This is a genomic window from Lysobacter sp. GCM10012299 (assembly GCF_042649405.1).
In the GTDB taxonomy this organism is placed as follows: Bacteria; Pseudomonadota; Gammaproteobacteria; order Xanthomonadales; family Xanthomonadaceae; genus Lysobacter_J.
On sequence record NZ_JBHRZC010000009.1, the window covers coordinates 1 to 23,008 of the forward strand.

General features: G+C 66.3%; 19 protein-coding genes. 12 read left to right on the forward strand and 7 right to left on the reverse strand.

Annotation, left to right across the window (positions count from 1 at the left end; translation table 11 throughout):
• Nucleotides 1–124: 124 nt before the first annotated feature.
• Nucleotides 125–508: a hypothetical protein gene (locus tag ACFOPO_RS17430; RefSeq protein ID WP_386704897.1), complete on the forward strand. Its 384-nt coding sequence runs from the start codon at nt 125–127 to the stop codon at nt 506–508.
• 1,166 nt (nt 509–1,674) lie between these two features.
• Here ACFOPO_RS17430 and ACFOPO_RS17435 read toward each other — a convergent pair.
• On the reverse strand, nt 1,675–3,096 hold the full coding sequence (locus tag ACFOPO_RS17435; RefSeq protein ID WP_386704899.1) for a M20/M25/M40 family metallo-hydrolase: 1,422 nt from the start codon (nt 3,094–3,096) through the stop codon (nt 1,675–1,677).
• 240 nt (nt 3,097–3,336) lie between these two features.
• Here ACFOPO_RS17435 and ACFOPO_RS17440 point away from each other — a divergent pair, with 240 nt between their 5' ends.
• Nucleotides 3,337–3,705 (forward strand): YkvA family protein, encoded by a 369-nt coding sequence (locus tag ACFOPO_RS17440; protein ID WP_386704900.1) that lies wholly within the window; start codon nt 3,337–3,339, stop codon nt 3,703–3,705.
• Here ACFOPO_RS17440 and ACFOPO_RS17445 read toward each other — a convergent pair.
• Both ACFOPO_RS17445 and ACFOPO_RS17450 read right to left on the reverse strand, forming a co-directional pair.
• On the reverse strand, nt 3,702–4,751 hold the full coding sequence (locus ACFOPO_RS17445) for an oxidoreductase (protein WP_386704901.1): 1,050 nt from the start codon (nt 4,749–4,751) through the stop codon (nt 3,702–3,704). The genes ACFOPO_RS17440 and ACFOPO_RS17445 overlap by 4 nt on opposite strands.
• 42 nt (nt 4,752–4,793) lie before the next feature.
• Entirely contained in the window at nt 4,794–6,059 is a 1,266-nt protein-coding gene (locus ACFOPO_RS17450; protein ID WP_386704903.1) for a phosphatidylserine/phosphatidylglycerophosphate/cardiolipin synthase family protein, read from the reverse strand.
• Nucleotides 6,060–6,206: 147 nt separating this feature from the next.
• Between ACFOPO_RS17450 and ACFOPO_RS17455 the strand changes: the two genes are divergently transcribed.
• The gene (locus ACFOPO_RS17455; RefSeq protein ID WP_386704905.1) at nt 6,207–7,118 is read left to right on the forward strand and encodes a Ku protein; all 912 of its coding nucleotides are present in this window, start codon (nt 6,207–6,209) and stop codon (nt 7,116–7,118) included.
• The gene (gene ligD / locus ACFOPO_RS17460) at nt 7,115–9,646 is read left to right on the forward strand and encodes a DNA ligase D (RefSeq protein WP_386704906.1); all 2,532 of its coding nucleotides are present in this window, start codon (nt 7,115–7,117) and stop codon (nt 9,644–9,646) included. The genes ACFOPO_RS17455 and ligD overlap by 4 nt, the downstream gene beginning before the upstream one ends.
• 12 nt (nt 9,647–9,658) lie before the next feature.
• Here ligD and ACFOPO_RS17465 read toward each other — a convergent pair whose 3' ends face one another.
• Both ACFOPO_RS17465 and ACFOPO_RS17470 read right to left on the reverse strand, forming a co-directional pair.
• Complete coding sequence (locus ACFOPO_RS17465; protein ID WP_386704907.1) at nt 9,659–10,390, reverse strand: DNA-formamidopyrimidine glycosylase family protein; 732 nt, start codon at nt 10,388–10,390, stop codon at nt 9,659–9,661.
• Entirely contained in the window at nt 10,383–11,135 is a 753-nt protein-coding gene (locus ACFOPO_RS17470; RefSeq protein ID WP_386704908.1) for a DUF72 domain-containing protein, read from the reverse strand. The genes ACFOPO_RS17465 and ACFOPO_RS17470 overlap by 8 nt, the downstream gene beginning before the upstream one ends.
• Before the next feature lie 226 nt (nt 11,136–11,361).
• Between ACFOPO_RS17470 and ACFOPO_RS17475 the strand changes: the two genes are divergently transcribed.
• The 4 genes from ACFOPO_RS17475 (at nt 11,362) to ACFOPO_RS17490 (ending at nt 18,733) form a co-directional block, all read left to right on the forward strand.
• The gene (locus ACFOPO_RS17475; protein ID WP_386704909.1) at nt 11,362–12,003 is read left to right on the forward strand and encodes a methylamine utilization protein; all 642 of its coding nucleotides are present in this window, start codon (nt 11,362–11,364) and stop codon (nt 12,001–12,003) included.
• Between the two features lie 14 nt (nt 12,004–12,017).
• Nucleotides 12,018–14,369, forward strand: coding sequence for a putative bifunctional diguanylate cyclase/phosphodiesterase (locus ACFOPO_RS17480; RefSeq protein WP_386704911.1), 2,352 nt, complete (start codon nt 12,018–12,020; stop codon nt 14,367–14,369).
• Nucleotides 14,369–15,583 (forward strand): hypothetical protein, encoded by a 1,215-nt coding sequence (locus ACFOPO_RS17485; RefSeq protein ID WP_386704913.1) that lies wholly within the window; start codon nt 14,369–14,371, stop codon nt 15,581–15,583. The genes ACFOPO_RS17480 and ACFOPO_RS17485 overlap by 1 nt, the downstream gene beginning before the upstream one ends.
• Nucleotides 15,584–15,712: 129 nt before the next feature.
• Nucleotides 15,713–18,733 (forward strand): autotransporter domain-containing protein, encoded by a 3,021-nt coding sequence (locus ACFOPO_RS17490; protein WP_386704915.1) that lies wholly within the window; start codon nt 15,713–15,715, stop codon nt 18,731–18,733.
• A 72-nt stretch (nt 18,734–18,805) separates the two neighbouring features.
• Here ACFOPO_RS17490 and ACFOPO_RS17495 read toward each other — a convergent pair whose 3' ends face one another.
• Complete coding sequence (locus ACFOPO_RS17495) at nt 18,806–19,573, reverse strand: TerC family protein (RefSeq protein WP_386704916.1); 768 nt, start codon at nt 19,571–19,573, stop codon at nt 18,806–18,808.
• A 325-nt stretch (nt 19,574–19,898) separates the two neighbouring features.
• Here ACFOPO_RS17495 and ACFOPO_RS17500 point away from each other — a divergent pair, with 325 nt between their 5' ends.
• Nucleotides 19,899–20,390 (forward strand): hypothetical protein, encoded by a 492-nt coding sequence (locus ACFOPO_RS17500; protein WP_386704918.1) that lies wholly within the window; start codon nt 19,899–19,901, stop codon nt 20,388–20,390.
• Nucleotides 20,391–20,404: 14 nt separating this feature from the next.
• On the opposite strand, the gene ACFOPO_RS17505 is transcribed toward ACFOPO_RS17500, so the two are convergent.
• Nucleotides 20,405–21,346 (reverse strand): alpha/beta fold hydrolase, encoded by a 942-nt coding sequence (locus ACFOPO_RS17505; RefSeq protein ID WP_386704919.1) that lies wholly within the window; start codon nt 21,344–21,346, stop codon nt 20,405–20,407.
• 142 nt (nt 21,347–21,488) lie between these two features.
• Between ACFOPO_RS17505 and ACFOPO_RS17510 the strand changes: the two genes are divergently transcribed.
• From ACFOPO_RS17510 to ACFOPO_RS17520, 3 genes are all read left to right on the forward strand, one after another.
• Complete coding sequence (locus ACFOPO_RS17510) at nt 21,489–21,953, forward strand: hypothetical protein (protein ID WP_386704920.1); 465 nt, start codon at nt 21,489–21,491, stop codon at nt 21,951–21,953.
• A gap of 109 nt (nt 21,954–22,062) precedes the next feature.
• Nucleotides 22,063–22,455, forward strand: a complete 393-nt coding sequence (locus tag ACFOPO_RS17515) for a hypothetical protein (RefSeq protein WP_386704922.1) — start codon at nt 22,063–22,065, stop codon at nt 22,453–22,455.
• An 86-nt stretch (nt 22,456–22,541) separates the two neighbouring features.
• A complete protein-coding gene (locus ACFOPO_RS17520; RefSeq protein ID WP_386704923.1) occupies nt 22,542–22,985 on the forward strand; it encodes an EF-hand domain-containing protein in 444 nt (147 codons plus the stop codon).
• Nucleotides 22,986–23,008: the final 23 nt, after the last annotated feature.

Below are 23,008 nucleotides of genomic sequence, written 5' to 3' on the forward strand. Positions count from 1 at the left end.
CCGTGTAACAGATCCTTGCCCGGTACTTCATCTGCAACACTCCCGCTGCCTAGGCAGCTCTCAGTGTGTTGCATCGACCGGTTGAAACCGCAACCCATAGCGGACATTCCAGGCCCCGTTCCCAATGATCCTCGCCATCACCGTTGACCGGGATAGCGTTTGCGCAGGGGACGATTGCGCCTCTCACGAAGCGGCGTTCTCCATTGCCGCTTCGTGCGACATCTTGGAGGTCTTGGCTGCGGCCTGGCGGGTATGCCCACTAGCCAGCATCGCGGGAGGCCAGGCCACATGGCTGATTGATGTGATTGGTCAGCTAGGTCCTATCGGCGTCATGGCTCAGCAGTGGAGCGCCCCAAAGCTTCTGATCCTTCCCAACACAAGCGCGGAAGATATTTTCAAGGGATCAAAGCAGCCGTCTTTGTACTTCCGCTACTGGTGCCAGAGCGACCCGGATGAGGTGCTTGAGGCTATCCGTACCCATGCTCCGCTGCCCGCCAGGTATTCGTGATCAGCCTGAGTTCGCTTCAAGCTGAAGGCGCTTCGCTGGTTGACTCGGGCTCGGCGGAGGCGAACGTCCGCTTCCGGCCGGTAACGGACTTGGGGGCTACCTGGTCGCCGGGGCCGATGCTAACGTCCGCTTCCGACCCAAAGCGGACATACTCCGCTTCGCCGATCTTTCGAACATGAGAACTGTGCATGGAGAAGAGTCCGCCCTTCGTCCAGTTCCCCACGATCCCCTGGGGAAGTCTCGGGTGGCGCATGGGGCACGGCGAGAGCTATTGGGTCGAATGGAGCGTGTGGTATCGCGCGTTGACTGGGGACGAGCGTGAGGCATATAGGTCACGCTGGCCCGAGCAGCCTGGCTGGACAGGCTTTTACGCAATGATTGAGCATGGAACGCTTCCTCCTCACGTGATTGAGGAGCGGCGATTGACCGAGTTGGCGTGCGGCCCTCCCGGTGCGGAAGAGTCCGGGTCACGGACAAGTATCGGTGCCGATGGCTCATGACTCGATACCTCAAACCAACGCATCGTAGGATTAGTGGGTTCGCGGCCGGCGATTTGCATTTTGTCGATCCAGTCGGGCAAGGATGGGTGTTTGTTGTTGCTACCTCGCCAAGCCAATCGGGCTATCTGTTGCGGCTGCCTAGCTGATAGGCGAACGTCCGCTTCTGGCCGATAGCGGACGCTCGGCTAGATCCACCGCCGGGGGCGGTGCTAACGTCCGCGTTCGACCCGTAGCGGACATCCGGGATCGGGCGAACGAATGAAGAGGCCTTGATGTCAACCCAGACCGAACTTCAATGTGCCGATTGCAAAGTCGGTTATCACGCGCCGTTTGAGAGGTTCGAACGGCTAGCTGCCCGTGAAGATGGCCCAACCTTTCTCAAGCGCTGCAATGCTTGCGGGTCGCTCTGGCATGAAACGCTCCGCGGTGCCAGGATGCTGGGTCGAGCGGAAGCGGCCTCGATGTATCCAGAAACTTCGATTCCTTAGATGTCCGCTCCTGGCCGGAAGCAGACATCCGACAGTAGTAATCCGTGCTTCCTCCTTTCGCAGCAAAGTAGGCCCGCCGTTGGCGGGCCTGAAGAGTGGACGGATGTTCAAGGGCTGACTTGATTACCTCGTCCCCATGCTCTGCCCCTTGCTTTCGTTTAGGGGACCGGCCGCGCCCTTACTGCGCCAACGCCTTGACCAGGTCGAAGAGATAATCGCGCCCGAAATAAACCGAACGCACTTCCAGCCGTTCATTGAGCCCATGCGCGCCATTGCCATCGGGATCGCCCCACATGCCGGGCACGCCGTAGGTCGGGATACCCACGGCCGACATGTAGAGTCCGTCGGTCGCGCCGGTCGACATCGACGGGATCACTGGCACGCCGGGGAAGTACTTCGCACTCAACGTCTCCATCGGGCCGATGATCGCCGGATCGAGCGCGGGCGACTTGGCCAGGGGCTTGTCCTTGCGTGCCAGGTCGATCGAGATGGCGGGATTGCCGATCGCCCGGGCCAGCGCGTCCTGGATCTCCACCGGCGTATGGCCGGGGAAGATGCGGCAATTGACGTTGGCTTCGACCCGCTGCGGAAGTGCATTGACCGCATGCCCGCCGTTGATCATCGTCGCCACGCACGTCGTGCGCAGCATCGAGTGGAAGCCCTTGTCGGTATTGACGACAGCCGCCGCCCTGGCGTCACCCGGATCCTTCGCCAACGCCACCATCGCCGCCCCCAACTCATCCTTGCGCGCCGCGCCGGCGCGCGCGAAGAAGGCGCGGGTAGTGTCGCTGAACTCGGCCGGGAACTCGTGCCCTCCGACCTTCAACAGGGCCTCGGACATGGCGTAGATCGCGTTATCGCGCACGGGTTGGGAGCTGTGTCCGCCGGGATTGGTGGCGACCAGCTTGTAGTCCTGGTAGGTCTTCTCGCCTACCTGGATCGATTGTGCGACGAGGTGCCCCTTGCCATCCGTGTCCCCGCCGCCGCCTTCATTGAGGGCGAAGGCCGCGTCGATCAGATCGCGTTTGTGGTTGGCCAGGTACTGCGCGCCGTTGAACGCGGTGTCGGTCTCCTCGCCGCAGGTCAGCGCCATCTTGACCGTGCGCGCGGGCTTGTAGCCGTCCTGCTTGAAGCGGATCAGCGTGTCGGCCCAGGTCGCCGCCATCATCTTGTCGTCGGCGATGCCGCGCGCGTAGTAGTAGCCGCCCTCCTCGACCAGCGTGTACGGGTCGCGCACCCAGTCGGCCCGCTTGGCCGCCACCACGTCGATGTGCGCCAGCAGCAGGATCGGCTTGAGCGTGCTGGACGTGCCGGGGTAGATGGCTACGATCCCGCCCTCCTTCGGATGCTCGGGCACCGAGAACAGGGTGATCTGGTCGTCGGCAAAGCCCGCTGCCTTCAGGCGCGCGGCGATCTGCCCGGCGGCCTGGGTGCAATTGCCGGTGGTGACCGAGGTGTCGGTCTCGACCAGTTGCTTGTAGAGCTCGAAGAAGCGTTGCTGGTCAGGACGCAGCGGGTCCATCTTGCCGGTCGGCACCTGTGCCACCACCGGACCCGCGATCAACGCGCCAACCGCCAATGCCACCCACATCGTTCTCATGCGTAACCCCTTGGTTGTGTCCGCGAATTTCGCGAGCCTGCGCAATCGCCCCCTCGCATCGAAGGGCCCTGATCCGCCTTCTACAGTATCCAGTGACCGATGTCCGCTTCCGGCCGTTAGCGGGCATTGGCCGAGACAGGGCTCGGAGCCGGTGCTAACGTCCGCTTCCGACCCAACGCTGTCAGCAGGGTCGTGCATCCGTACTCTGCCTTGCCCATTGGCGACACCTGACAAGCGGCGATGACTTCCACGCTGAGAAAGTGGGCAAGAGCGCTGAAGCAGCAGACACTTGTCGTCTACTTCGCTGCGCGTGACCCCAGGACGCCGTGGCTGGTCCGCCTGCTCGCATTGTTCGTTGCGGCGTATGCCCTGAGCCCGATCGACCTCATCCCGGATTTCATTCCGGTACTGGGTTACCTCGACGACCTGATCATTGTCCCGCTTGGCGTCACGCTGGTGCTGCGCCTTATCCCGCCAGAGGTCAAACAGTCCGCCAGGGAAAAGGCCGCGGCCGCCGTCGACCGACCAGTCAGTCGTGCCATGGCCGTGGCCATCGTGACCATCTGGCTCGTGATGGCGGCTGTGATCGCACTATGGATTTGGCGCTAGACAGGACAGGTCGGCGAAACGGTACGCCCGTCCGATGCCGAGTCCACCGCCGCTTGCATGATCGCCATGACGCGAATGGCCTCGTCCGGCGGAACGGGGTTGGGCCCGTTGCCTGCGATCGCTGCAGCGAGCTCCACGTAGAACTGCGATTGGTCGCCCGGCAGGGCGGGTCGCGTCTGCGCCGGGCCATCATCGCTTTGCCATTGCAGGGGATCGGCATCGGTCCCCCATTGCGGGTCACCGGGTCGCAGTCCTTCGAGCAATTGCTGTTCCTGGCGATCGGGCCGCGCCTTGACGATGGACCCTCGCGTGCCGTGCACGACAAAACGCGCCCCCGGGATCGCGGCAAGCATCCCCACGTGCAGGATGACCCTGGTCGGGCCGAATCCCAGCACGACGTGCGCCCAGTCCTCCGTGGTCGCGCCGCTGCGTTGCAGGGCGAGGTTCGCCTGCACGGTGTCGGGCCATCCGAACAGGGCCAGCGCCTGGTCCACCAGATGCGGCCCTAGGTCCCACCACAACCCGGTTGCCGGCCCGGGTCGCTCGCGCCAACGGTCGCGCACCTGGGGGCGGAACCGTTCGATGCGCGATTCGAAATGGCGTGCATCGCCGATGAGGCCGTCGCGCAGGGCTTGCCGCACCGACAGGAAGTCGCTATCCCAGCGGCGGTTGTGAAACACGGACAGGAGCCGGCCGCGCGCCTGCGCCGTCGCGTGCAACTCGCGGGCTTCGGCCAGGCTGGGCGTCATCGGTTTGTCGACGACGACATGCTTGCCTGCGCGCAGCGCGGCCATTGCGAGCAGGAAGTGCGTGTCATTGGGGGTGGCGATCACGACCAGATCGACACCTCGGGCGACGACCGCCTGCATAGGGTCGGCTTCAATCGCGACGCCGGGCAGCTCGGCGCGGACCTGCTCGGCCTTGCTTGAGGCAACCAGCGCCAGCGACAGGCCGGGCACGGCCTGGATCAGCGGCGCATGGAATGTTCGCGAGGCATAGCCGTAGCCGATCAGGGCGACACGTGCCGGATTCGAAGAGGGGTTCATATGCGATGGCAAAGTTCGATCCGCCTGGCCCGACCCATTGGGCTACAACTGCGAGCGTAGCGGAACCACGAACTTCTCCAACAACTTTTCCTTCCATGGCCGCCGGGTCCACTGCTCGAGGGTGTAGGCGGTCGAGTGGGTCAGGTCGTCCTCGAACACATCCGTCATTTCCTTCGCGAAGGCCGCGCTGTAGACATTCAGGCTCGCCTCGTCATTGAGCTGAAACGAGCGCGCGTCGAAATTGGTCGATCCCACCGACACCAGGTGCGTATCCACGATCAGCAGCTTCACGTGCATCATCGTCGGCTGGTACTCCCGGATCTCTACGCCGCGAGCCAGCAGCACGCCCCATTCCGCCTTGGACGCCAGGCGGACCGCATCGGAATCGATGTGCGGGCCCGGTACGAGGATGCGAACCCGCACACCGCGGTCCCGGGCCTCGATCAAGGCACGCAGGGTGAGCTTGTCGGGGACGAAGTACGCCGCCGCCAGGTCGATCGTCTGCGTCGCGGCGGCGATGGTCAGCAGGTACATCAGGTGCATGCTTTCGCTGCCACCGGCCGGTGAGCTGACGAAAACCTGCGCGTCCATGTCGCCCTGGCGCTCCACCGCCGGATAGTAGGGCGCGCCATTGAGCACGTGCCCGGTCATCTTGATCCAGTTGTCGCTGAAGGCCGCCTGCATCTGTGCCGCGGCGGGGCCCTCGATCAGGAAGTGGCTGTCGCGCCAGTGCTCCGGGTCCTGCGCGTGGCCCTGCCACTGGTCGGCGATGCCGACACCGCCGGTGAACGCGGTCTTTCCGTCGATCACCAGGATCTTGCGATGGGTGCGGTGGTTGATGCGATCCAGGCTGTACCAGCTCAGCGGGCGGTACCGTTCGACATGCACGCCGGCCTTCTTCATCTTCTCGACGCTGTCCTCGTCCATCTTGGCGCTGCCCAGCCAGTCGAGGGTCACGTTGACCTTGACGCCGGCACGTGCGCGCCGGGCGAGTGCGTCGCTGAACTCCCGGCCGACATCGCCCGACCAGTAGATGTAGGTTTCAAACGTGATGGTTTCGCGGGCATTCTCGATCGCGTGCAGCATCGCCGGAAAGATCTGGTCGCCGTCGCGCAGGTGGACGATCCGGTTGCCCGGCACCACGGTCGGACCCAGCATCACGCCCATCTCCCGGCGGAACTGCGGGTCGCTCACCGCGTAGCGGTGCTGCACGATCCGCTGCACCCGCTTTTCCGAGCCCGTGAGGTTGGTGAAGAGGATGACCGCGGCCAGGGTCAAGACCACGGTGATTACGATGGTGGCCAGCATGTGTTCACGTATCCAGTGGGCCATGGCGAGGGCGCTCGCGCGAAAGCGCATGAATAGCGGAAGGACGGTGTAGGCCGCGTTACTGGATCGACAGCAGTTTCACGGGCCGGGGCTTAGAAACAGGGCAACTCAGCAGGAGGCGCCATCGTGGCCCGACCCATCTGGAGCGGCTCCATCTCGTTCGGACTGCTCAATATCCCCGTCTCGCTCATGTCCGGCGAGCGCAAGACCGACCTGAGCTTTCGCATGCTCGATTCACGCGACAAGAAGCCCATCCGCTTCGAGCGGGTGAACGCGGACACCGGCGAGGAGGTGCCGTGGAAGGACATCGTCAAGGCGTTCGAGTACGCCAAGGGCAGTTACGTGGTGGTCGAGAAGGAGGACATCGCCGCCGCCGCCCCGGAAACCCACGAGACCGTCGAGGTCGAAACCTTCGTCGATGCCGGCAGCATCAACCTGCGCTACTTCGAGAAGCCGTACGTGCTGACCCCAGGCAAGCGAGCGGAGAAGGGCTATGTGCTGCTGCGGGACACGTTGCGCAAGACCGGCAAGGTGGGCATTGCACGAGTAGTGATCCGCACCCGCGAGTACCTGTGCTCGGTGATGCCCGAGGATGACGCGCTGGTCCTGCTGCTGTTGAGATACCCGCAGGAACTGGTCGAACCGGACGAGTACAAGCTGCCCACCGGCAAGGCCGCCGACCACCGGGTCACGCCGAAGGAAATGGCGATGGCCGAGCAGCTGATCGAGTCGATGAGCTCGGAGTGGAAGCCCAAGGGTTACCACGACGAATTCCGCGCGCGCCTGTCGGCCACCATCAAGAAGCGCATCAAGTCCGCCGGCGCAACAACGAAGTTCGAGGAGCCCGAACCGCGCGAAGACGCCGCGACCAATGTCGTGGACTTCATGTCGCTGCTGCAGCAAAGCCTGAAGACCAACAAGCGCACGCCGGCCAAGGCCGCGGCCAGGAAGGCGGCCCCTGCGAAGAAGGCGCCAGCGAAGAAGGCACGCAAGGCCACGGCGAAGAAGACGGCGCGCAAGAAGGCTGCCAGCGCATGAGCCTGACGGATTACCGTCGCAAGCGCAGCTTCGACAAGACGCGCGAACCCGAGCCCGGCAAGGCCGTGCCCAAGGGAAAGCGGCCGATCTTCGTGGTCCAGCTGCACCATGCCAGCCGCCGCCACTACGACTTCCGCCTGCAGGTGGGCGGGGCGCTCAAGAGCTGGGCGGTGCCGAAGGGGCCCAGCTACGACCCGGCCGTCAAGCGCATGGCCGTCGAGGTCGAGGACCATCCGCTCGATTACGCTACCTTTGAAGGGGAGATTCCGAAGGACCAGTACGGCGGCGGCCACGTCGCGCAGTTCGACCATGGCGTCTGGTCGACCCAGGCCGACCCGGAAGAACAGCTGGCCAAGGGTCATCTGCGCTTCGAGCTGTTCGGAAGCAAGCTGAAAGGTGGGTGGCACCTGGTGCGGTCGGGAAAGGCCGCGCGCCAGCCGCAGTGGTTGCTGTTCAAGGACAAGGACGCGTTCGCCGGCAAACTCGAAGCCGATGACCTGCTGGCCGACGTGAAGCAGGCGCCGTCGGCCGATCGTGCACGCGCCGGCTCCGGCAAGGCGACGAAGAAGCAGCTGGCCGCAGTGCCGGTGCGCAAGGGCCGGCGCAAGGACTGGGCAAAGAAGGCGCTTTCCCTGACCGACGCAAGGAAGGGCAAGGCGCCATCCGGTCCGTTCGAGCCACAACTGGCTCGCCTGGGCGAAGCGCCGCCACAAGGCGAGCAATGGCTGCACGAACTCAAGTGGGACGGCTATCGGATCCTGGTGACCGTGTCCGACGGCGAGGTGCGGCTGTGGTCGCGCAACGCGCTGGAGTGGACGGACAAGATCCCCGAGATCCGGGAAGGCATCGAAGCCTTGCGACTGAAGTCCGCGGCGCTGGATGGCGAGCTCATCGCCGGAACCGGAACCAAGGAGGACTTCAATCTCCTGCAGTCGACGTTGTCGGGCGAATCACAAGGCAACCTCAGCCTGGTGCTGTTCGACCTGCTGCATCTGGATGGCGTGGACATCGATCGGGCGCCGTTGTCCGAACGGAAAGCCTTGCTGCAGGAACTGCTGACGGACCCGCCCGCGCACCTGGCCTTCAGCACGCACTTCGAAGGCGACGCCGAGGAAATCTGGCAGAAGGCGGCAGAGCGCCATTACGAGGGCATCATCTCCAAGCGTTCCGACCGGCCATACCATCCCGGCAGAAGCGATGACTGGCGCAAGACCAAGCAGCTGGCCAGCGACGAGTTTGCCGTGGTGGGCTACACCGCGCCCAAAGGCGGCCGCTCGGGTTTCGGCTCGTTGCTGCTGGCCAAGCCCGATGCCAAGCACGGCTGGCGACTCGTCGGCCGGGTGGGCACCGGCTTCAACGACGCCATGATGCGCGAGGTGACCGCCAAGCTCGGCAAGGGCGGCAAGAAAACGCCGACGGCGCATGTGGGGACCATCGATTCCGACCTGCGCGCCGCCACCTGGTTTGCCCCGCGGTTCGTGGTGGAAGTGTTCTACCGCGGCATGGGCCGGCAACAACTGCTGCGACAGCCATCGCTCAAGGCCATCCGCTGGGACAAGCGCATCGAGGACCTGGCCGATTCCGATCGCGAACCCGCTGCGCCCGCAACCAAGAAGGCCGCGAAGAAGTCCGCTGCGAAGAAGTCGACTGCGAAGGCCGCGATTCCGACCCTGTCGAGCCCGACCCGGGTCGTCTATCCCGACGATGGAATCACCAAGCAGCAGGTCTGGGATTACTACACCGCGGTCCTCGAACACCTGCTCCCGGAGATCCAGGGGCGGCCGCTGTCGATCATTCGATGCCCTGGCGGCATCGGCAAACCCTGCTTCTTCCAGAAGCACCACACGGCGGGCCTGTCGCTCGTATCGTCCGTGAAGCTGAAAGAGGAGGGCGGCAACAACGCCTACTACCTGGTGGTGGAGGACGAAGCCGGCCTGATGGAACTCGTGCAGTTCAACGCACTCGAGTTCCATCCGTGGGGCGCGCATGCCGCCGATCCCGACCGGGCCGACCGGGTCGTGTTCGACCTCGATCCCGGCACAGGCGTGCCATTCGCCGAGGTCAAGAAAGCGGCCGCCGATATCCGCAGGCATCTTGCCCAGCTGGAGCTGGAATCGTTCCTGCGAGCTTCGGGCGGCAAGGGCCTGCATGTGGTCGTACCGCTCAGCCCGGGTTGCGACTGGTCACTGACCAAGCGCTTCGCACGCGGTTTCGCCGAAACCCTGGCGCGGTTGCAGCCCCATCGATTCCTCGCCACCGCCACCAAGAGCCTGCGCAACAAGCGCATCTTCCTGGACTACCTGCGTAACGGCCGCGGTGCCACGGCCGTCGCGTCCTACTCGCTGCGTGCCCGCCCGGGTGCGCCCGTGGCCATGCCCCTGGCGTGGAGCGAGCTCGGCAAGCTGGCCAGGCCCGATGCCTTCACCATCGAGAACGTGCCTGCCAGGCTTAAAAGGAGGCGCAAGGACCCGTGGGAAGGCATCGAACGGATCAAGCAGAACCTGTCGCGATGGGCAGAGCAGGACTGATGCGGGCCCGGATCACGGGTATCGCACCTGGCAGTTCTCGCAGAAGAAGGTCCGGCGCTTGCGCACGCCCAGGTGCGCCCGTACCAGCGGTCCGCCGCAGTTCGCACAGGTGCCCTTGTTGTGCACCAGCCAATGCTTGCGCAGGACGAAGTGCTTCTTCCATTCCAGGAAATCGAAGCTGTACTCGCGCGCCTGCTTGATCATCTCGCCGAGTTTGCGTGGCGGCAGCGCGCCGACTTCGCTCAAGGGATGGACGCGGATGCGGAACAGGACCTCGTTCTTGATGATGTTGCCGACGCCGGCGAATATCTCCTGGTCGAGCAAGGCATCGCACACCAACGTGGACGGCTCGGCTTTCAGCTTCTTCCTGGCCAGCTTCGGGTCCCAGTCGGGGCTCATGACATCCGCGCGCCAGTCGTAAGCCTCGTCGAGCGGGCCTTCGATGTACTTGAGCGACGACGAGTACACGTTGAACGTGCCGTTGTCGAACTCCAGCGACATGCGCGCGGGCACCGGCTTGGCCTCGTCGATGCGGTACGAGCCGAACATCAGCATGTGCATGCGCAGGCTGAACCCGCGGAACTCGATCAGGAACTGCTTGCCAAAGCTCCGCAGCGCGACCACGCGCCGGCCCTCCATGCGCTTGAGGTCGAGCTTGCTGTTGCCCGTCGCCTTGCGAACGGTCTTGCCGCGAAACTTAGCGGCCGCCTCCTTGAGGATGACGATGGACGGACCCTCAGGCACGCGTGCGCTTCCTTTGTGGCGCTGCGAGCAGCTCCTGCAAGCGCGCCGCGTTGGCGGTCGCGAAGTCGTGTGCGGTGTTGTCGAAGATGACCCAGGGGGCCACGGGCGCATTCCTGTGCTTGCGGACTTCCACCGCCAGTGAGCGCAGGGCCTCTTCGCTGTAGTCGCTGTAGTACATGCGCGGGGATCCGTGCCAGCGCCAGTAGGGCCAGCGGGGTTCGGGGCCCGGTCGGTCGGCGTGCTCGAATCGCGCAGGGTCCGCGGCCACGCGGCTGACCTCGAACTGCTCGAACAGGGGATGCACCCGGTCCTTGAACCAGCTGGCATGGCGAGGTTCGACCACCAGCGGCGCGGCACTGCGCGTGCGGAAGGCGCGGAAGAAGGCCGTGGCCGACCGCATGTCCAGGGCCAGGCTCGGCGGCAGTTGCAGCAGGTACCCGCCGAGCTTGGTGTCCAGCCCTTCGGCTTCGGCGAGGAAGCGGTCGAGCGCCGGGCCAGCGCCTCGCAGCGCCAGCTCGTGCGAGATCGTCTGCGGCACCTTCACCGAGAAGCGGAAATGCGCAGGCACCGAGGCGGCCCAGCGCGCGTACGTGCTGGCCTGGTGCGGGCGGTAGAACGAAGAGTTGACCTCCACCACCGCAAACCGGGTGGCGTAGCGGGCGAGCATGCTCTCGCCCTCCCCGAACAAATGGGCATGCCTGCGCGAGATCGACCATCCGGCACAACCGACCCGACCTTGGCGCATGCAGTTTGGAATCCTTTGCTGGGAGGCTCCACTTTCAAGGCCGACTCGTTAGCCCGTGGCGAAAGGACCGTCAGTGCGGCGTGCACGCACTCCGTCGCCAGCGGCTCGGCCGGGCCGGTTGCGCTCCACGCTGCCGGTGCTAACCTCGGGGCACGGGCCGTGGGGACGGTCCTCCTGCGGTGGCGCCTTCGGGGGAAGCGGCATGCGGATAGGGGCGTTGGTGGTCATGACGCTGGCTTTGCTCGGCCATTCGGCCGCAGCGGCCGAGCTCGAAGTGCGCGTCGCCGATCGCGGCGGCCAGCCTGTCACCGATGCGGTCGTGACCATGGTCGTGCGAGGCGCCGGTGCCGGCGAGCAGCGCGGACCGTCCACCCGCGGCCGGGCAACCACGCGCGTGATCGACCAGAAGGCGCTGGTCTTCACCCCGTATGTCGAGGTATTCCGTCCCGGCGACGAGGTCGTCTACCGCAACAGCGACCGCACCCGACACCATGTCTATTCGTTCTCGCCGATCAAGGCGTTCGAGTTCGTGCTGGCGCCCGGCGAAAGCTCGGCACCGCTGAAGCTCGAGCGCTCCGGCGTCATCGCCGTCGGCTGCAACATCCACGACGGCATGATCAATTACCTCTACATCTCCGATGCGCCGTGGGTCGCGCACACCGACACGAGCGGCGTGGTGAAGTTCCGCGACCTGCCCGCCGGTGAGTTCGACGTGCGCGTCTGGCATCCGCGGTTGCCGCCGAAGCGCCCGGACCTAGAGTTGTCCGGCATCGCGTTGCGCGCTGACGAGGATCGCAGCCTCGATTTCTCGCTGACGCTGCTGCCCGATTCACGGCGGCAGTTCGACCGCGAACACACGCGGTACTGACGCAGGCGCCGGCCGTGGGCTTCCGCTTCCGACTGGGACTGTTCTTCGTCGTGGCGCTCGTGCTCGTGCAGGGCATCACCGGCCTGCTGGTCTATCGCGTCACCCGCAGCGAGCTCATCGGCGAAGGCAAGCGCCAGCTGCAGGTATCGGCGCAGTCGTTCGCGCATCAGTTCGACGACATGTCCGACAGCACCGCGGCGGCCGTGCAGGTGCTGGCGCAGGACTTCGCCCTGCGTTCGGCCGTGGCGCAGCACGATTCGGCCACGCTCGCATCGGCGCTGCACAACCACGGCCAGCGTGTCGGCGCCACGCAGATGCTGCTGGTCGGCGTGGACGGTCGCGTGCAGGCCGATACATCGGACCAGCTGTCCGTGGGCGCTCCGTTCCCCTATGCGGACCTGATCGAAAACGCATTGCAGGAGCCGGTGGCGGCGGTCGTGGCCTTGAAGCGTCGCGCATGCTGGATGGTGGTCGTGCCGGTGTTCGCCCCGGACCTGGTGGGTTACATCGGTGCCGTCATCCCCGTCGACGATCGGGTGATGTCGCGCCTGCAGCAGCAGTCGGTGCTGCCCAAGAGCATCGAGCTGGCCGCCGCCGATGCCTCGGGTGGTTTCAGCGTGCTGGCGCGCGGCAGCGACCCGAGCCGGCTCGCCGTGCCGTTGTCCGCGCGCGGCCACTTGCCGACTTCGCCGGTGGTGGTGGAAGTCGAAGGTCGCGAGTACGTCTCGCAGGCCGTCTGGCTGCGGGGCTCGGGCCAGAGTCCGCAGGTGGCCGCGGTGCTGGGTTTCTCGGTCGATGACGCGCTCAGGCCGTATCGCTCCGTCGCCTTTGCATGGGCCCTGTTGCTGGCGTTCGGGCTGACCGTGGGCCTGGTCTGCGCCTGGCTGATCGCGCGCGGCGTATCGCGGCCGGTCGAGGCGCTGGCCGCGCTGTCCCGGCGCATCGCGGCAGGTGACTACAGCCCGCCGGACACACCGGCGCGCTCCGACGAACTCGGCCAATTGGCCAATGCGTTCGGCAACATGGCCGACGCGATCCGCGAACGCGAGGCGCGCATCCTGCACCAGGCCGGCCACGACCAGGTGACCGGACTGCCGAATCGTGCCCATGCCGAAGTCGCGATCCAGGACGCCCTGGCCGCACGTCCGGACGGTGGCGCGGCGCTGTTGATGCTGGGCCTGGAGCGTTTGCCGGAGATCATCAAGACGCTCGGCCACGTGGTGTCCGACCGGTTGATGTGCGAAGCCGGCGCCCGCGTGCAGGCGGTCGCCGGCAACGCACTGGTGGCGCGCGCGACCGACACGCAGCTGTCGATCTTCCTCCGCGAAGGGGCGGACGCACGCGCGGGTGCACGCAAGCTGGCGCAGCGGATCGTCGAGGCGCTGAGCGACCCCTACCGCGAAGCCGACCTCACCCTCGACTTCGCACCTGCCGTCGGCATCGCGCTGGCGCCCGAACATGGCACCGACGCCGGCGTCCTGCTGCGTCGCGCGGAGGTGGCGATGATGGGCGCGCTGCATGCGGTCGATCCGATCGCTGTCTACGACCCCGCGACCGATCCGCATCGCCCGGAGCGGTTGTCGCTGATGGGCGACCTGCGCCACGCGCTGGAATTCGGCGGCATCGACCTGCACTACCAGGCCCGGCTCAACCTGCGCGAGGACCGCATCGACAGTGCCGAAGGCCTCGCGCGCTGGGTGCATCCGGTGCTGGGCCCGGTCGCGCCGGATGCGTTCATCGCGCTGGCCGAGGAAACCGGCAACATCCGCCACGTCACGCGCTGGGCGCTGGACACCGGCATTGCACAGGCCAGTCGCTGGAAGGCCGAAGGGCGTGCGTTGCGCGTCTACATCAACATTTCCGCGCGCGACCTCGAGGACGCCGATCTCCCACGTCGCATCGCCGGGCTGTTGCGGACCCATGGTGTCGCGCCCGCGCAGATCGCACTGGAGATCACCGAGAGCGCGATCATGGGCAAGCCGGATGCGGCCATCGGCGTGCTGCGGCGCCTCGCCGACCAGGGCATCGACCTGGCCATCGATGACTTCGGCGTGGGCCAGTCGTCGTTCGCGTACCTGCGTCGCTTGCCGGTGCGCGAGTTGAAGATCGACAAGACGTTCATCACCAACCTCGCCCAGTCGCGCGAGGATCGGATCATCGTCAGCTCCATCGTCGAGCTCGGCCATCACCTGGGCTACCAGGTCACCGCGGAAGGCGTGGACAACGCGGCAGCGCTGGCCTGGTTGCGTGACATCGGCTGCGACCATGCGCAGGGGTTCCTGCTCTCGCCGCCGATGCCGGCGCAGGACCTGGCTGGCTGGATCCACGCCGAACCGTGGCAGCAACGGGCCGGAGTGGAGGCCTGATGCGCACGACGCGCACGATCGTCGCGCTGACCTGCCTGATGGCGCTGCCCGCGCAGGCACAGTCGCTGACGACGGAAGGCTTCCTCGACCTGCGCGTGGCGGCCCCGGCGGACGAAACCAGCTGGCTCGACGGCGGCCTGGGCAAGACCCGTTTCGGCGGTGGGGATGATGCGCTATCGGGCGGGGCGGTCCTGAAGCTCTCTTTCCAGGCCACGCCGTCGCTGCTGGCCAGCGCGACGGCGCAGTACCAGCCGGAGTTGCCCAAACCGTTCGACCTGACCGAAGCCTGGGTGCGCTACCGGCCGGTGTCGACCACGCCCTGGCGCTGGTCCGTGCAGGCAGGTGCGTTCTTCCCGCCGATATCGCTGGAACACGACGGCGTCGGCTGGAGCACCACCCGGACGCTGACGCCTTCGGCGATCAACAGCTGGGTCGGCGAGGAGCTGCGCACGATCGGCGCGGAACTGCATGTCGAACACCGCGGCCAGCGCGGCACGCTCGACGCGCGCGCGGCGATGTTCTTCAAGAACGACCCGGCCGGCGAGCTGCTCTCCTCGCGCGGCTGGGCCCTGGGCGACATCGCCACGGGCCTCGATGGCGGCCTGCGCCAGCCCGACGTGTACGCATCCGTCGCGTATGCGCCGGTGCCGATGGAGTACCGCCCGTTCGTCGAGATGGATGACCATCCCGGCTTCTACGGTTCGCTGGGATGGGAGCCGTCGTCGCAGACCCGCTTCACCGCGCTGTACTACGACAACCACGCCGATCTCGACGAATCGGTGCAGTACGCCGGTCGCACGCTGTTCGCCTGGCGCACGCACTTCTGGAGCGCGGGGGCGGAACAGCGCTTCGGCGAATGGGCGCTGCTGGGCCAGGCCATGCATGGCTACACGATCTTCGAGCCGGTGCCCGGCATGGTGCTCAACACCGAATTCAATGCCGGCTACCTGATGCTCGCGCGCGAGTACGGCCAATGGCAGCCGGCGCTGCGGGTCGACCTGTTCCAGTCGCGCCAGCGGCCCGACCCGTCGTCGATGCTGAGCGAGCACGGCAATGCCGTGACCTTTGCGGTGAACTGGCGGCCGCAGGAGCGCCTGCGGATCACCGGCGAGGTGTTGCAGGTCGACAGCAGCCGCAACCAGCGGCGCGACGAGGGGCTCGATGTCCGCCAGCGCGATGTCCAGGTCCAGGTAGGCGTGCGACTTTTCTTTTGATGGCGGGAACTTGCCCAACCGCTCATATCGGCCCGTGAGCGATGGACGCTCAAAAACCCCCATGCTTGAATGTGCCCTCGACGGCTCAGGGAACCTGCTGGGGAGCGGGTGGGGCCGGGAGGGCTACACATGGAAAAGACTTTCGCACGCGCGGCGTTGTCCCGCGCGGTCCTGCTGTGTCTCGCCGCGACGCTTGCAGGCTGCGGCGGCGGCGGTGGTGGTGGCAATGTCCGGAGCGACCCTCCGCCGACGACTCCCGAGGTCAAGCCTCCCGTCACTCCGCCGGTGACACCGCCGGTTGAACCGCCGGTCACGCCTCCGGTCACGCCTCCGGTCACGCCGCCCGTCACGCCGCCCGCACCGACGGGCCTGGTCATGCCGACGCGACTGGATGCACCGCCCACCGCGGGCGACGCGCATCTGCGCGTCATGCGCGCGACCGACGCCCACCTCAATGGCCACAAGGGCGGCGGACAGTTCATCGCATTGTTCGACACGGGCGCGCTGCGCACGCCGGTGCTCGACCAGCACCTGTGGTGGGGCAATGGTTCCGACCTGGTCGACCGCGCCCAGAACGATTACACCCGCGACGACGTGAACGGCCACGGCACGGCGACGGCGATGGCGGCGATCGGTCGCGCGCAGGGCAGTTGGAGTGGCGGTGCCGCACCCGATGCCAACCTGACGGTGATGCGGATCATTCCGGACCAGCCCGCGCTGGGCAATCCGTTCGGCCAGCCCACCGTGGAAGCAGGCCTGAGCGCGCTGGAAAGTGGCTTGGCCAGCAAGAGCGCGTTCTCCCGTGCAGTCGGCTTCACCTGGGACGGCAACTTCCAGTGGACCGATCCGGCCGTCTCCACGCGGCTTTTCGACGCCTTCGAAACCTATGTGGACTGGTCGGCGGGTTCGCCTTCCTACGACGGCCTGGTGGTCTTCGCGGCCGGTGACGGCGGCAAGGCCGAACCGAGCCAGATGGCCAAGCTGCCGAGCCTTGCCGGCGCACCTGCGTCGCTGGCCGATCACTGGATCACCGTCGCGGCGGTGGAGACCGCGCGTCCCGACCACCTGGCGTCGTACTCCAACGGCTGCGGCGCCGCGATGACCTACTGCCTGGTCGCACCGGGCGACGTGACCCTGGTGGGCAAGGACGACACGGCCGGCAATCCGACCTACTGGTCGATGAGCAGCACCCAGGTCGCCTCGCCGCTGGTGCTGGGCGCCACCGCGCTGGTCTGGGAGGCATTCCCGAACCTCAACGGCAAGCAGGTGCGCGACATCCTGCTCGGCACCGCGACCGACCTCGGCGTCCCCGGCCCTGACCCGGTCTTCGGCCAGGGCCTGATCAACGTGGAGAAGGCGTTGCGCGGCCCCGGTCGCCTCGATTGGGGCGACATGAACGTGTTCCTGCCCTATGACACCGACACGATCTGGTGGAACGACATCTCCGGACGCGGTGGCATCAACGTCACCGGCAGCGGCGGCTGGCTGCTGTTGCATGGCAACAACACGTTCGACGGCCCACTGCACATCAGTGGCGATGCCGATGTCACCGTCAATGGCCGCCTGGCAGCCGACGTCGAGATCGACAGCGGCGCGCAGCTTTACGCGTGGGAAGTGACGCTGGAAGGCGACATCACCAATCGCGGCAGCCTGCTCTTCAACACCAGTTTCGTCCCGCAAAGCCCGACCGTGATGAAGGGCAACGTGGTCAACCACGGCTACATGGCCAACTGGGGCAACTCCGCGGTGACCACCATGGAGGGCAACCTGACGCTGGGCCCGACCAGCATCTACCAGATCCTGTTGGGCACGCCGCCGGTGCACGTGACTGGCCATGCCGATATCGACGGCGTACTGAACGTGGCGGGTATCGCGCCTGGTTACGTGGCGCGCAGCAACACGGAAGTGCTGGTTGCCGATGGCGGCATCGATGGCACTTTTTCCCAACTCAAGATGCTTGGCCTGATGGTGCAGGCGACGTTGGGCTACGACGCCAATCGCGTCTGGCTGGACGTCACGCAGATCCCGGCCACCACGGCCGTCGGCGGCGGCTTCACTGCGGCCAGCTTCAGCGCGGCGGAGCGACTGGACGGCGCGTTCGCAGTGCTCGACGAGCGGGAAGCGAGAAAGACGGGCAACTCCGCCGATCGCGGCGGCGCCGATGCCTTCGCCGATGCGGCAGGCACGTTGCAGCGAATCTCCGACCAGGGCGCCCTCCAGGATTCGCTCGACAGCCTTTCGGGTGAACTGCACGGCGCCGACCTGCCGTTCGCGACCATGGCCATCGACGACAATCGACACGCGCTGGAATCGCGCGTCGATGCATTGCGGGAAGGGCCGGCCGGCGTCTGGAGCGACTCGCTGCAGGCGCGCCGGACGATGGGCCGGTTCGACATGGACACCCACGGCTGGACCATGGGCATGGACCTGCGCCATGACGATCGCCTGACGGTCGGTGCCGCGCTGTCCGAGGTCGATGGCACGGCCTACCATTCGCAACGCGGCGACCGCGAACTCAACCGCCAGTACGACGGCCAGCTGTACGCGGCATGGGGACTGGGGCACGGCGGCTACCTGCTGGGCACCACGTCGTTCGGCCACATGCAGCGTTGGACCCGGCGCGACGTCCTGCTCGGCGCCAACGCGTTCCGCGTCGGCAGCGACTACACGCAGCGCTATGCGACGGTTGGCATGCAGGCCGGCATGCCGCTGGCGTGGAACAGCGGTTCCGTCACGCTCTACGCCGGTGCGCAGGGCATGCAGTTCGATCGCGACGGCTTCGGCGAGGACGGCGCCGCCGGCTTCGGCCTGACCACGAAGGATTCGACGCTGCGCGCAGGGCAGGCGCAGTTCGGCACCCGCCTGCAGCAGGAAGGCGACATCGGCGGCGCCACGTGGCGCTTGCAGGGCAGGCTGGAATGGCAGCGCCTGCTGTCGGTGTCGGGCGAACAACTCCAGGCCCGCTTCTCCGCGGTGGATGCGTGGTCGCCGGTCGACGTGCAAGGCCTCGCCCGCGAAGCGGCCGTGTTCGGCCTGGGCTTCGACGCGCAACTCGGCCGTCGCGGCACCCTCGGCCTGAACGTCGATTCGCGCCGCGAGCATGGCGAAACCTGGACCGGCGCGATGGCCACCTGGTCGGTCGCGTACTGAGCAGCGCGCAGCATCTGACTGTCTCGGCATGCAGAACGGCCGGCCCCAGGGCCGGCCGTTCTGCTTTCTGCCTCACGCCGACGGCGTATCGTCCGTGTACCGCTCGTGCAACTGCACCGGCGCGACCTTGGCCTTCTCGCGCTTGCGGATCCACAGGTTGATCATCTCGACGAACACCGAGAACGCCATCGCGGCGTAGATGTAGCCCTTCGGGATGTGCTGGCCGAAACCGTCGGCGATCAGCACCAGGCCGATCATGATCAGGAAGCTCAGCGCCAGGATCTTCACGGTCGGGTGGCGTTCGACGAACTCGCCGATCGGCCGGGCGAACATCAGCATGAAGACGATCGAGATCAGGATCGCGGTCACCATCACCCAGCGCTCGTCGACCATGCCCACGGCGGTGATGATCGAGTCCAGCGAGAACACGATGTCCAGCACCATGATCTGGGCGATGACGCTGGCGAAGGTGGCCGTCGCCGCACCGACGCCCACATGCTCGCTGGCACCTTCGAGCTTCTGGTGGATCTCGTGCGTGGCCTTGCCGATCAGGAACAGGCCGCCACCGATGAGGATGAGATCACGCCATGAAAACTCGTTGCCCAGCACCGAGAACAGCGGTGCGGTCAGGCTGACGATCCAGGCGATGGCCAGCAGCAGGCCCAGTCGCGTCACCGCGGCCAGGGTGATGCCCAGGCGGCGCGCCTTGTTGCGCTGCTCCGGCGGCAGTTTGCCGGCCAGGATCGAGATGAAGATGATGTTGTCGATGCCGAGCACCAGCTCAAGCGCAGTCAGCGTGGCCAGTGCAATCCAGATTTCGGGGTTCAGCAATACGTCCATTGGGAGCTCGTCGGAAGGGCAGGGGTGCCACGACGCCTGCGTATCCGATGGACGCACCTTCGCCGTGGGACGGCGAAGGTCTTGCTCGCAGGCCGCCTCAGGCGACCTGCTGCTGCACCGGGGACGGATCCCGTAGTGACGGTGACAGCATGTGGGAGCTACTCCCCTTCGTGAGCGCGATGGTAATGCATATCCCCGTCCGGGAACCATCCCGGGGGCGGCAGGGCGTGCGTGTTAAGCAAACAGTGGCCGTTTCTTCGCGCTTCGTTTGCGACCGGTTTGGCAGCATCACCCCTCACGCGAACCTGTGTCTGGAGATGTCCCCATGCATGAACCATCCCCCCGGAGCACGCTGAATCTGCTGTCCGGCGTCGCCCTGGCCTTCGCCGCCGGTGCGCTGGTGATGTACCTGCTCGATCCCAACACCGGCCGCCGGCGTCGCGCACTGATACGCGACCGGAGTGCTTCGATGGGCAGCGACGCCGGGCATTACGTACGCGGCAAGGCCAAGCGCGCGGCCCATCGCCTCAAGGGCGTCGCCGCACGCGGACGCGCCAGCCTGTCCACCGAACCCCTCGACGACGACCGGCTGCACGATCGCATCCGCGCGCGCCTCGGGCGTTTCGTGGGCCATCCGCACGACGTCGAAGTGCACGTGCACGACGGATGGGTGCAGCTGAAAGGCGCCGTGGCCGAGGAAGAGTTCGAGGACCTGCTGCGCGAAGTCGCGTCGATGCGCGGCGTGCGCAACCTCGAAAGCCTGCTGCGCACGACCTCGTCGCCGCAGCCGGAGGGTCAGCGCCTGGGCCCGCATTGAGCCCAGGCAATGCCTCAATGCTTCGCGAGGAACGGCAGGATCACGTCGAGGGCCTGCTGCGGCTGCTCTTCCATGATCCAGTGCCCGGAATCCTTGATGACCGCGCCTTCCACATTCGAGGCGACATAGTCGATCTCCGGCTTCATCGAAGCGCCATAGGAGTGGTCGCCACCGATCGCAAGGACGGGAATGTCGAGCTTCCCGACCTTGTCGAAGTTCGCCTTGTTCTCTTCGGCATCGCGCGAGAACGCCTCGAACTGTCCGCCGAAGGCATTGTGGATGGCGCCGGGCCGCGCATAGAGCGCGGCGTAATGCTGGCGCGTTTGCTCATCGATGCCGGCGGGGTTGCCGCCGAGCTCGTTGTAGAACCGGTCCAGGAGGATGCGCTCGCGGCCGGCGACGAGTCGCTCGACGTCCGGCCCGCGGAAGTTGAAGTGCCAGACCCGGGGGTTGAGCAGCTGCGTCTGCCAGGTTCCCATTCCCGGCAGGGGCGCATCCATCACCACCCAGGACGTGACACGGCCCGGGTAACGGGCGGCCAGCGAATAGCCGACCATGTTGCCGATGTCGTGCGTGACCAATTGCACCTGCTTGACCTTGAGGCTGTCGAGGATGGCGACCAGGTCGCGCGCCTGCGCCGCCTTCTCGTAACCATCCTCGGGATGCGAGGACAGGCCCATGCCGCGCAGGTCGGGAACGATCACCGTGTGGTCCTTCACCAGCCGGGTCGCCAGCGGTTCCCACATGTCGCCGGTGTCGCCGAAACCATGCAGCAGCAGGACCGCCGGTCCCTTGCCGCCAACTCGAACGTATTGCGTTCCACCGGCCACCGGCATCTGGCTGTCGTGGAAGCTGGCGGGGAATGGCTTTACCTCTGCGGCGGCTTCGATGGCCGGCAGCATGCAGAGCATCGACGCGATCAGTACTGCACGTGCCATGGACTTCGAGCGGGACATGGGAGTCTCCTGATTCGGACCGGTGTTGGCGAGGGTGCCTGCCGGTCAGCAGTGGATTGTCAGTGCCGGGCGTGACGGGCGAGTTCACGCCCGGCCGGGGTCCTTTACTATCCGACTACTGTCAACGGCACAGGGGAACCGGATGCAACGCCACGTCTTGTTCGGTAGCGTATTGCTCGCCATGTCCGTTGCCGCAAGCGCGGCCGATCCATCATCCAAGGTGCAACTGCTCAGCGCATCGCCATCGTGCGTGAAGGACAGGCTTGGCCAGGTGTCGGTCACTGTCGGCAACCGGGAGCCGAACCTGCGTACCGGCATGGCCCCCACCTCCGTGAGCTATCGGGCGGCATTCGCGAAGCTGCAGCAGGCTGCAAGCGCCAAGGGTGGCAACGCGGTAGTCCTGCGCGGCCACCAGGCCGACTACTTCAGCAAGAGCGCGAAGAAGGCGCGGCGACCCACGTTCCTGTCGCTGACCGGCGCAGTCGTCAATCTTGACGCCGATGTCACCGGATGCGCGCTCGCCAGGCTCGATCCCGCGGAATTCGAGCGCGATGCCTTGGCCAAGCAGAAAGAGGATGTCGTCATATTCACAGGAACGGCCTTCTAGGCGCGAAGGTCGGCGCCGCGGGGCTGCAGCCGTCGACTCCGACCGCTCTCCGACACCGCGCGCCGCAGACTCGCCGGTTTGAACAGACGCCCTCCGGGGCCGTTGTGCCGTGGCTTCCTGGACATCGCTCGACCTTGCCCGCTACATCATCACCACCATGCTGCTGGCCTGGGCGGGGTTTGCCATCGTGCGCTCCCGCAAGCCGATGCTGGTTGCCGGGCGGGGCTGGCTGTGGGTCGCGCTGACGGCGGCGATCGCGCTGTGCCACTGGCCGGTGAACTACTGGCTGGACAACCCGCTGGTCTGTCCGATCGTGGTGTCACTGCTCTACCTGGTGTCGCTGGTCGGACTGGCGCCTGACGACACGGTGCTGACCGCCATCGCATCGCCGGTATCGCGCTGGTTCCAGCGCGGGCTGGTTGCCGCGATGGCGGGCACGATCGGCGGCGTCATGATCTGGACCCTGCTGCTGCAGTCCGGACGGCCGAACCTGTTCTGGTGATCTGACCCCAGTGAGAGCCCCTGGTGTCCGCTTTGCGGCGCACGGGCCGTTGCATGAGCCTGAGCTCATCGCCCTGGGGAACCGCCATGACCGCCTGCCTGCTGCGCCTGTCCACCCTCGTGCTTGGCATCGCGATCGCAGGGCCGGGATGGTGCGATGTCACTGGCACGACGACCCGGAAACTCCCTGACAGTGCCGAGGCCCGCTTCGAATACCTCGATGCCAATCGCGATGGCGTGCTGAGCAAGTACGAGTACGACAGCGAGGTCGCCTTCGAAACGGCGGACGCCGACCACAACTCGCTTATCTCCGCCCAGGAGCTTCAGGCGATCCTGGGTCCGCCGGTGCAGGGCGTGCCGACTGCGGCGGATCGCCTGATCGTGGCCGACCTCGATCGCGATGGCGAACTCGACGACGACGAACTGCGTCGCGCGCTGGAAATGCGCTTCGGCTGGCTCGACCGCAACAGCGACGGCAATCTCGACATGGAAGAAATGCGGTCGGGATTCGGCGTTCGCGTCCGGCCCTGATCGCCAGAGGGCGGTCATGCATC

What these genes read in the sequence shown, in the direction of transcription:
- ACFOPO_RS17430 (WP_386704897.1), top strand. Translation starts at nt 125, where the DNA reads ATGATCCTCGCCATCACCGTTGACCGGGATAGCGTTTGCGCAGGGGAC.
- ACFOPO_RS17435 (WP_386704899.1), bottom strand. Translation starts at nt 3,096, where the DNA reads ATGAGAACGATGTGGGTGGCATTGGCGGTTGGCGCGTTGATCGCGGGT.
- ACFOPO_RS17440 (WP_386704900.1), top strand. Translation starts at nt 3,337, where the DNA reads ATGACTTCCACGCTGAGAAAGTGGGCAAGAGCGCTGAAGCAGCAGACA.
- ACFOPO_RS17445 (WP_386704901.1), bottom strand. Translation starts at nt 4,751, where the DNA reads ATGAACCCCTCTTCGAATCCGGCACGTGTCGCCCTGATCGGCTACGGC.
- ACFOPO_RS17450 (WP_386704903.1), bottom strand. Translation starts at nt 6,059, where the DNA reads ATGCTGGCCACCATCGTAATCACCGTGGTCTTGACCCTGGCCGCGGTC.
- ligD (WP_386704906.1), top strand. Translation starts at nt 7,115, where the DNA reads ATGAGCCTGACGGATTACCGTCGCAAGCGCAGCTTCGACAAGACGCGC.
- ACFOPO_RS17470 (WP_386704908.1), bottom strand. Translation starts at nt 11,135, where the DNA reads ATGCGCCAAGGTCGGGTCGGTTGTGCCGGATGGTCGATCTCGCGCAGG.
- ACFOPO_RS17475 (WP_386704909.1), top strand. Translation starts at nt 11,362, where the DNA reads ATGACGCTGGCTTTGCTCGGCCATTCGGCCGCAGCGGCCGAGCTCGAA.
- ACFOPO_RS17485 (WP_386704913.1), top strand. Translation starts at nt 14,369, where the DNA reads ATGCGCACGACGCGCACGATCGTCGCGCTGACCTGCCTGATGGCGCTG.
- ACFOPO_RS17490 (WP_386704915.1), top strand. Translation starts at nt 15,713, where the DNA reads ATGGAAAAGACTTTCGCACGCGCGGCGTTGTCCCGCGCGGTCCTGCTG.
- ACFOPO_RS17495 (WP_386704916.1), bottom strand. Translation starts at nt 19,573, where the DNA reads ATGGACGTATTGCTGAACCCCGAAATCTGGATTGCACTGGCCACGCTG.
- ACFOPO_RS17500 (WP_386704918.1), top strand. Translation starts at nt 19,899, where the DNA reads ATGCATGAACCATCCCCCCGGAGCACGCTGAATCTGCTGTCCGGCGTC.
- ACFOPO_RS17505 (WP_386704919.1), bottom strand. Translation starts at nt 21,346, where the DNA reads ATGTCCCGCTCGAAGTCCATGGCACGTGCAGTACTGATCGCGTCGATG.
- ACFOPO_RS17510 (WP_386704920.1), top strand. Translation starts at nt 21,489, where the DNA reads ATGCAACGCCACGTCTTGTTCGGTAGCGTATTGCTCGCCATGTCCGTT.
- ACFOPO_RS17520 (WP_386704923.1), top strand. Translation starts at nt 22,542, where the DNA reads ATGACCGCCTGCCTGCTGCGCCTGTCCACCCTCGTGCTTGGCATCGCG.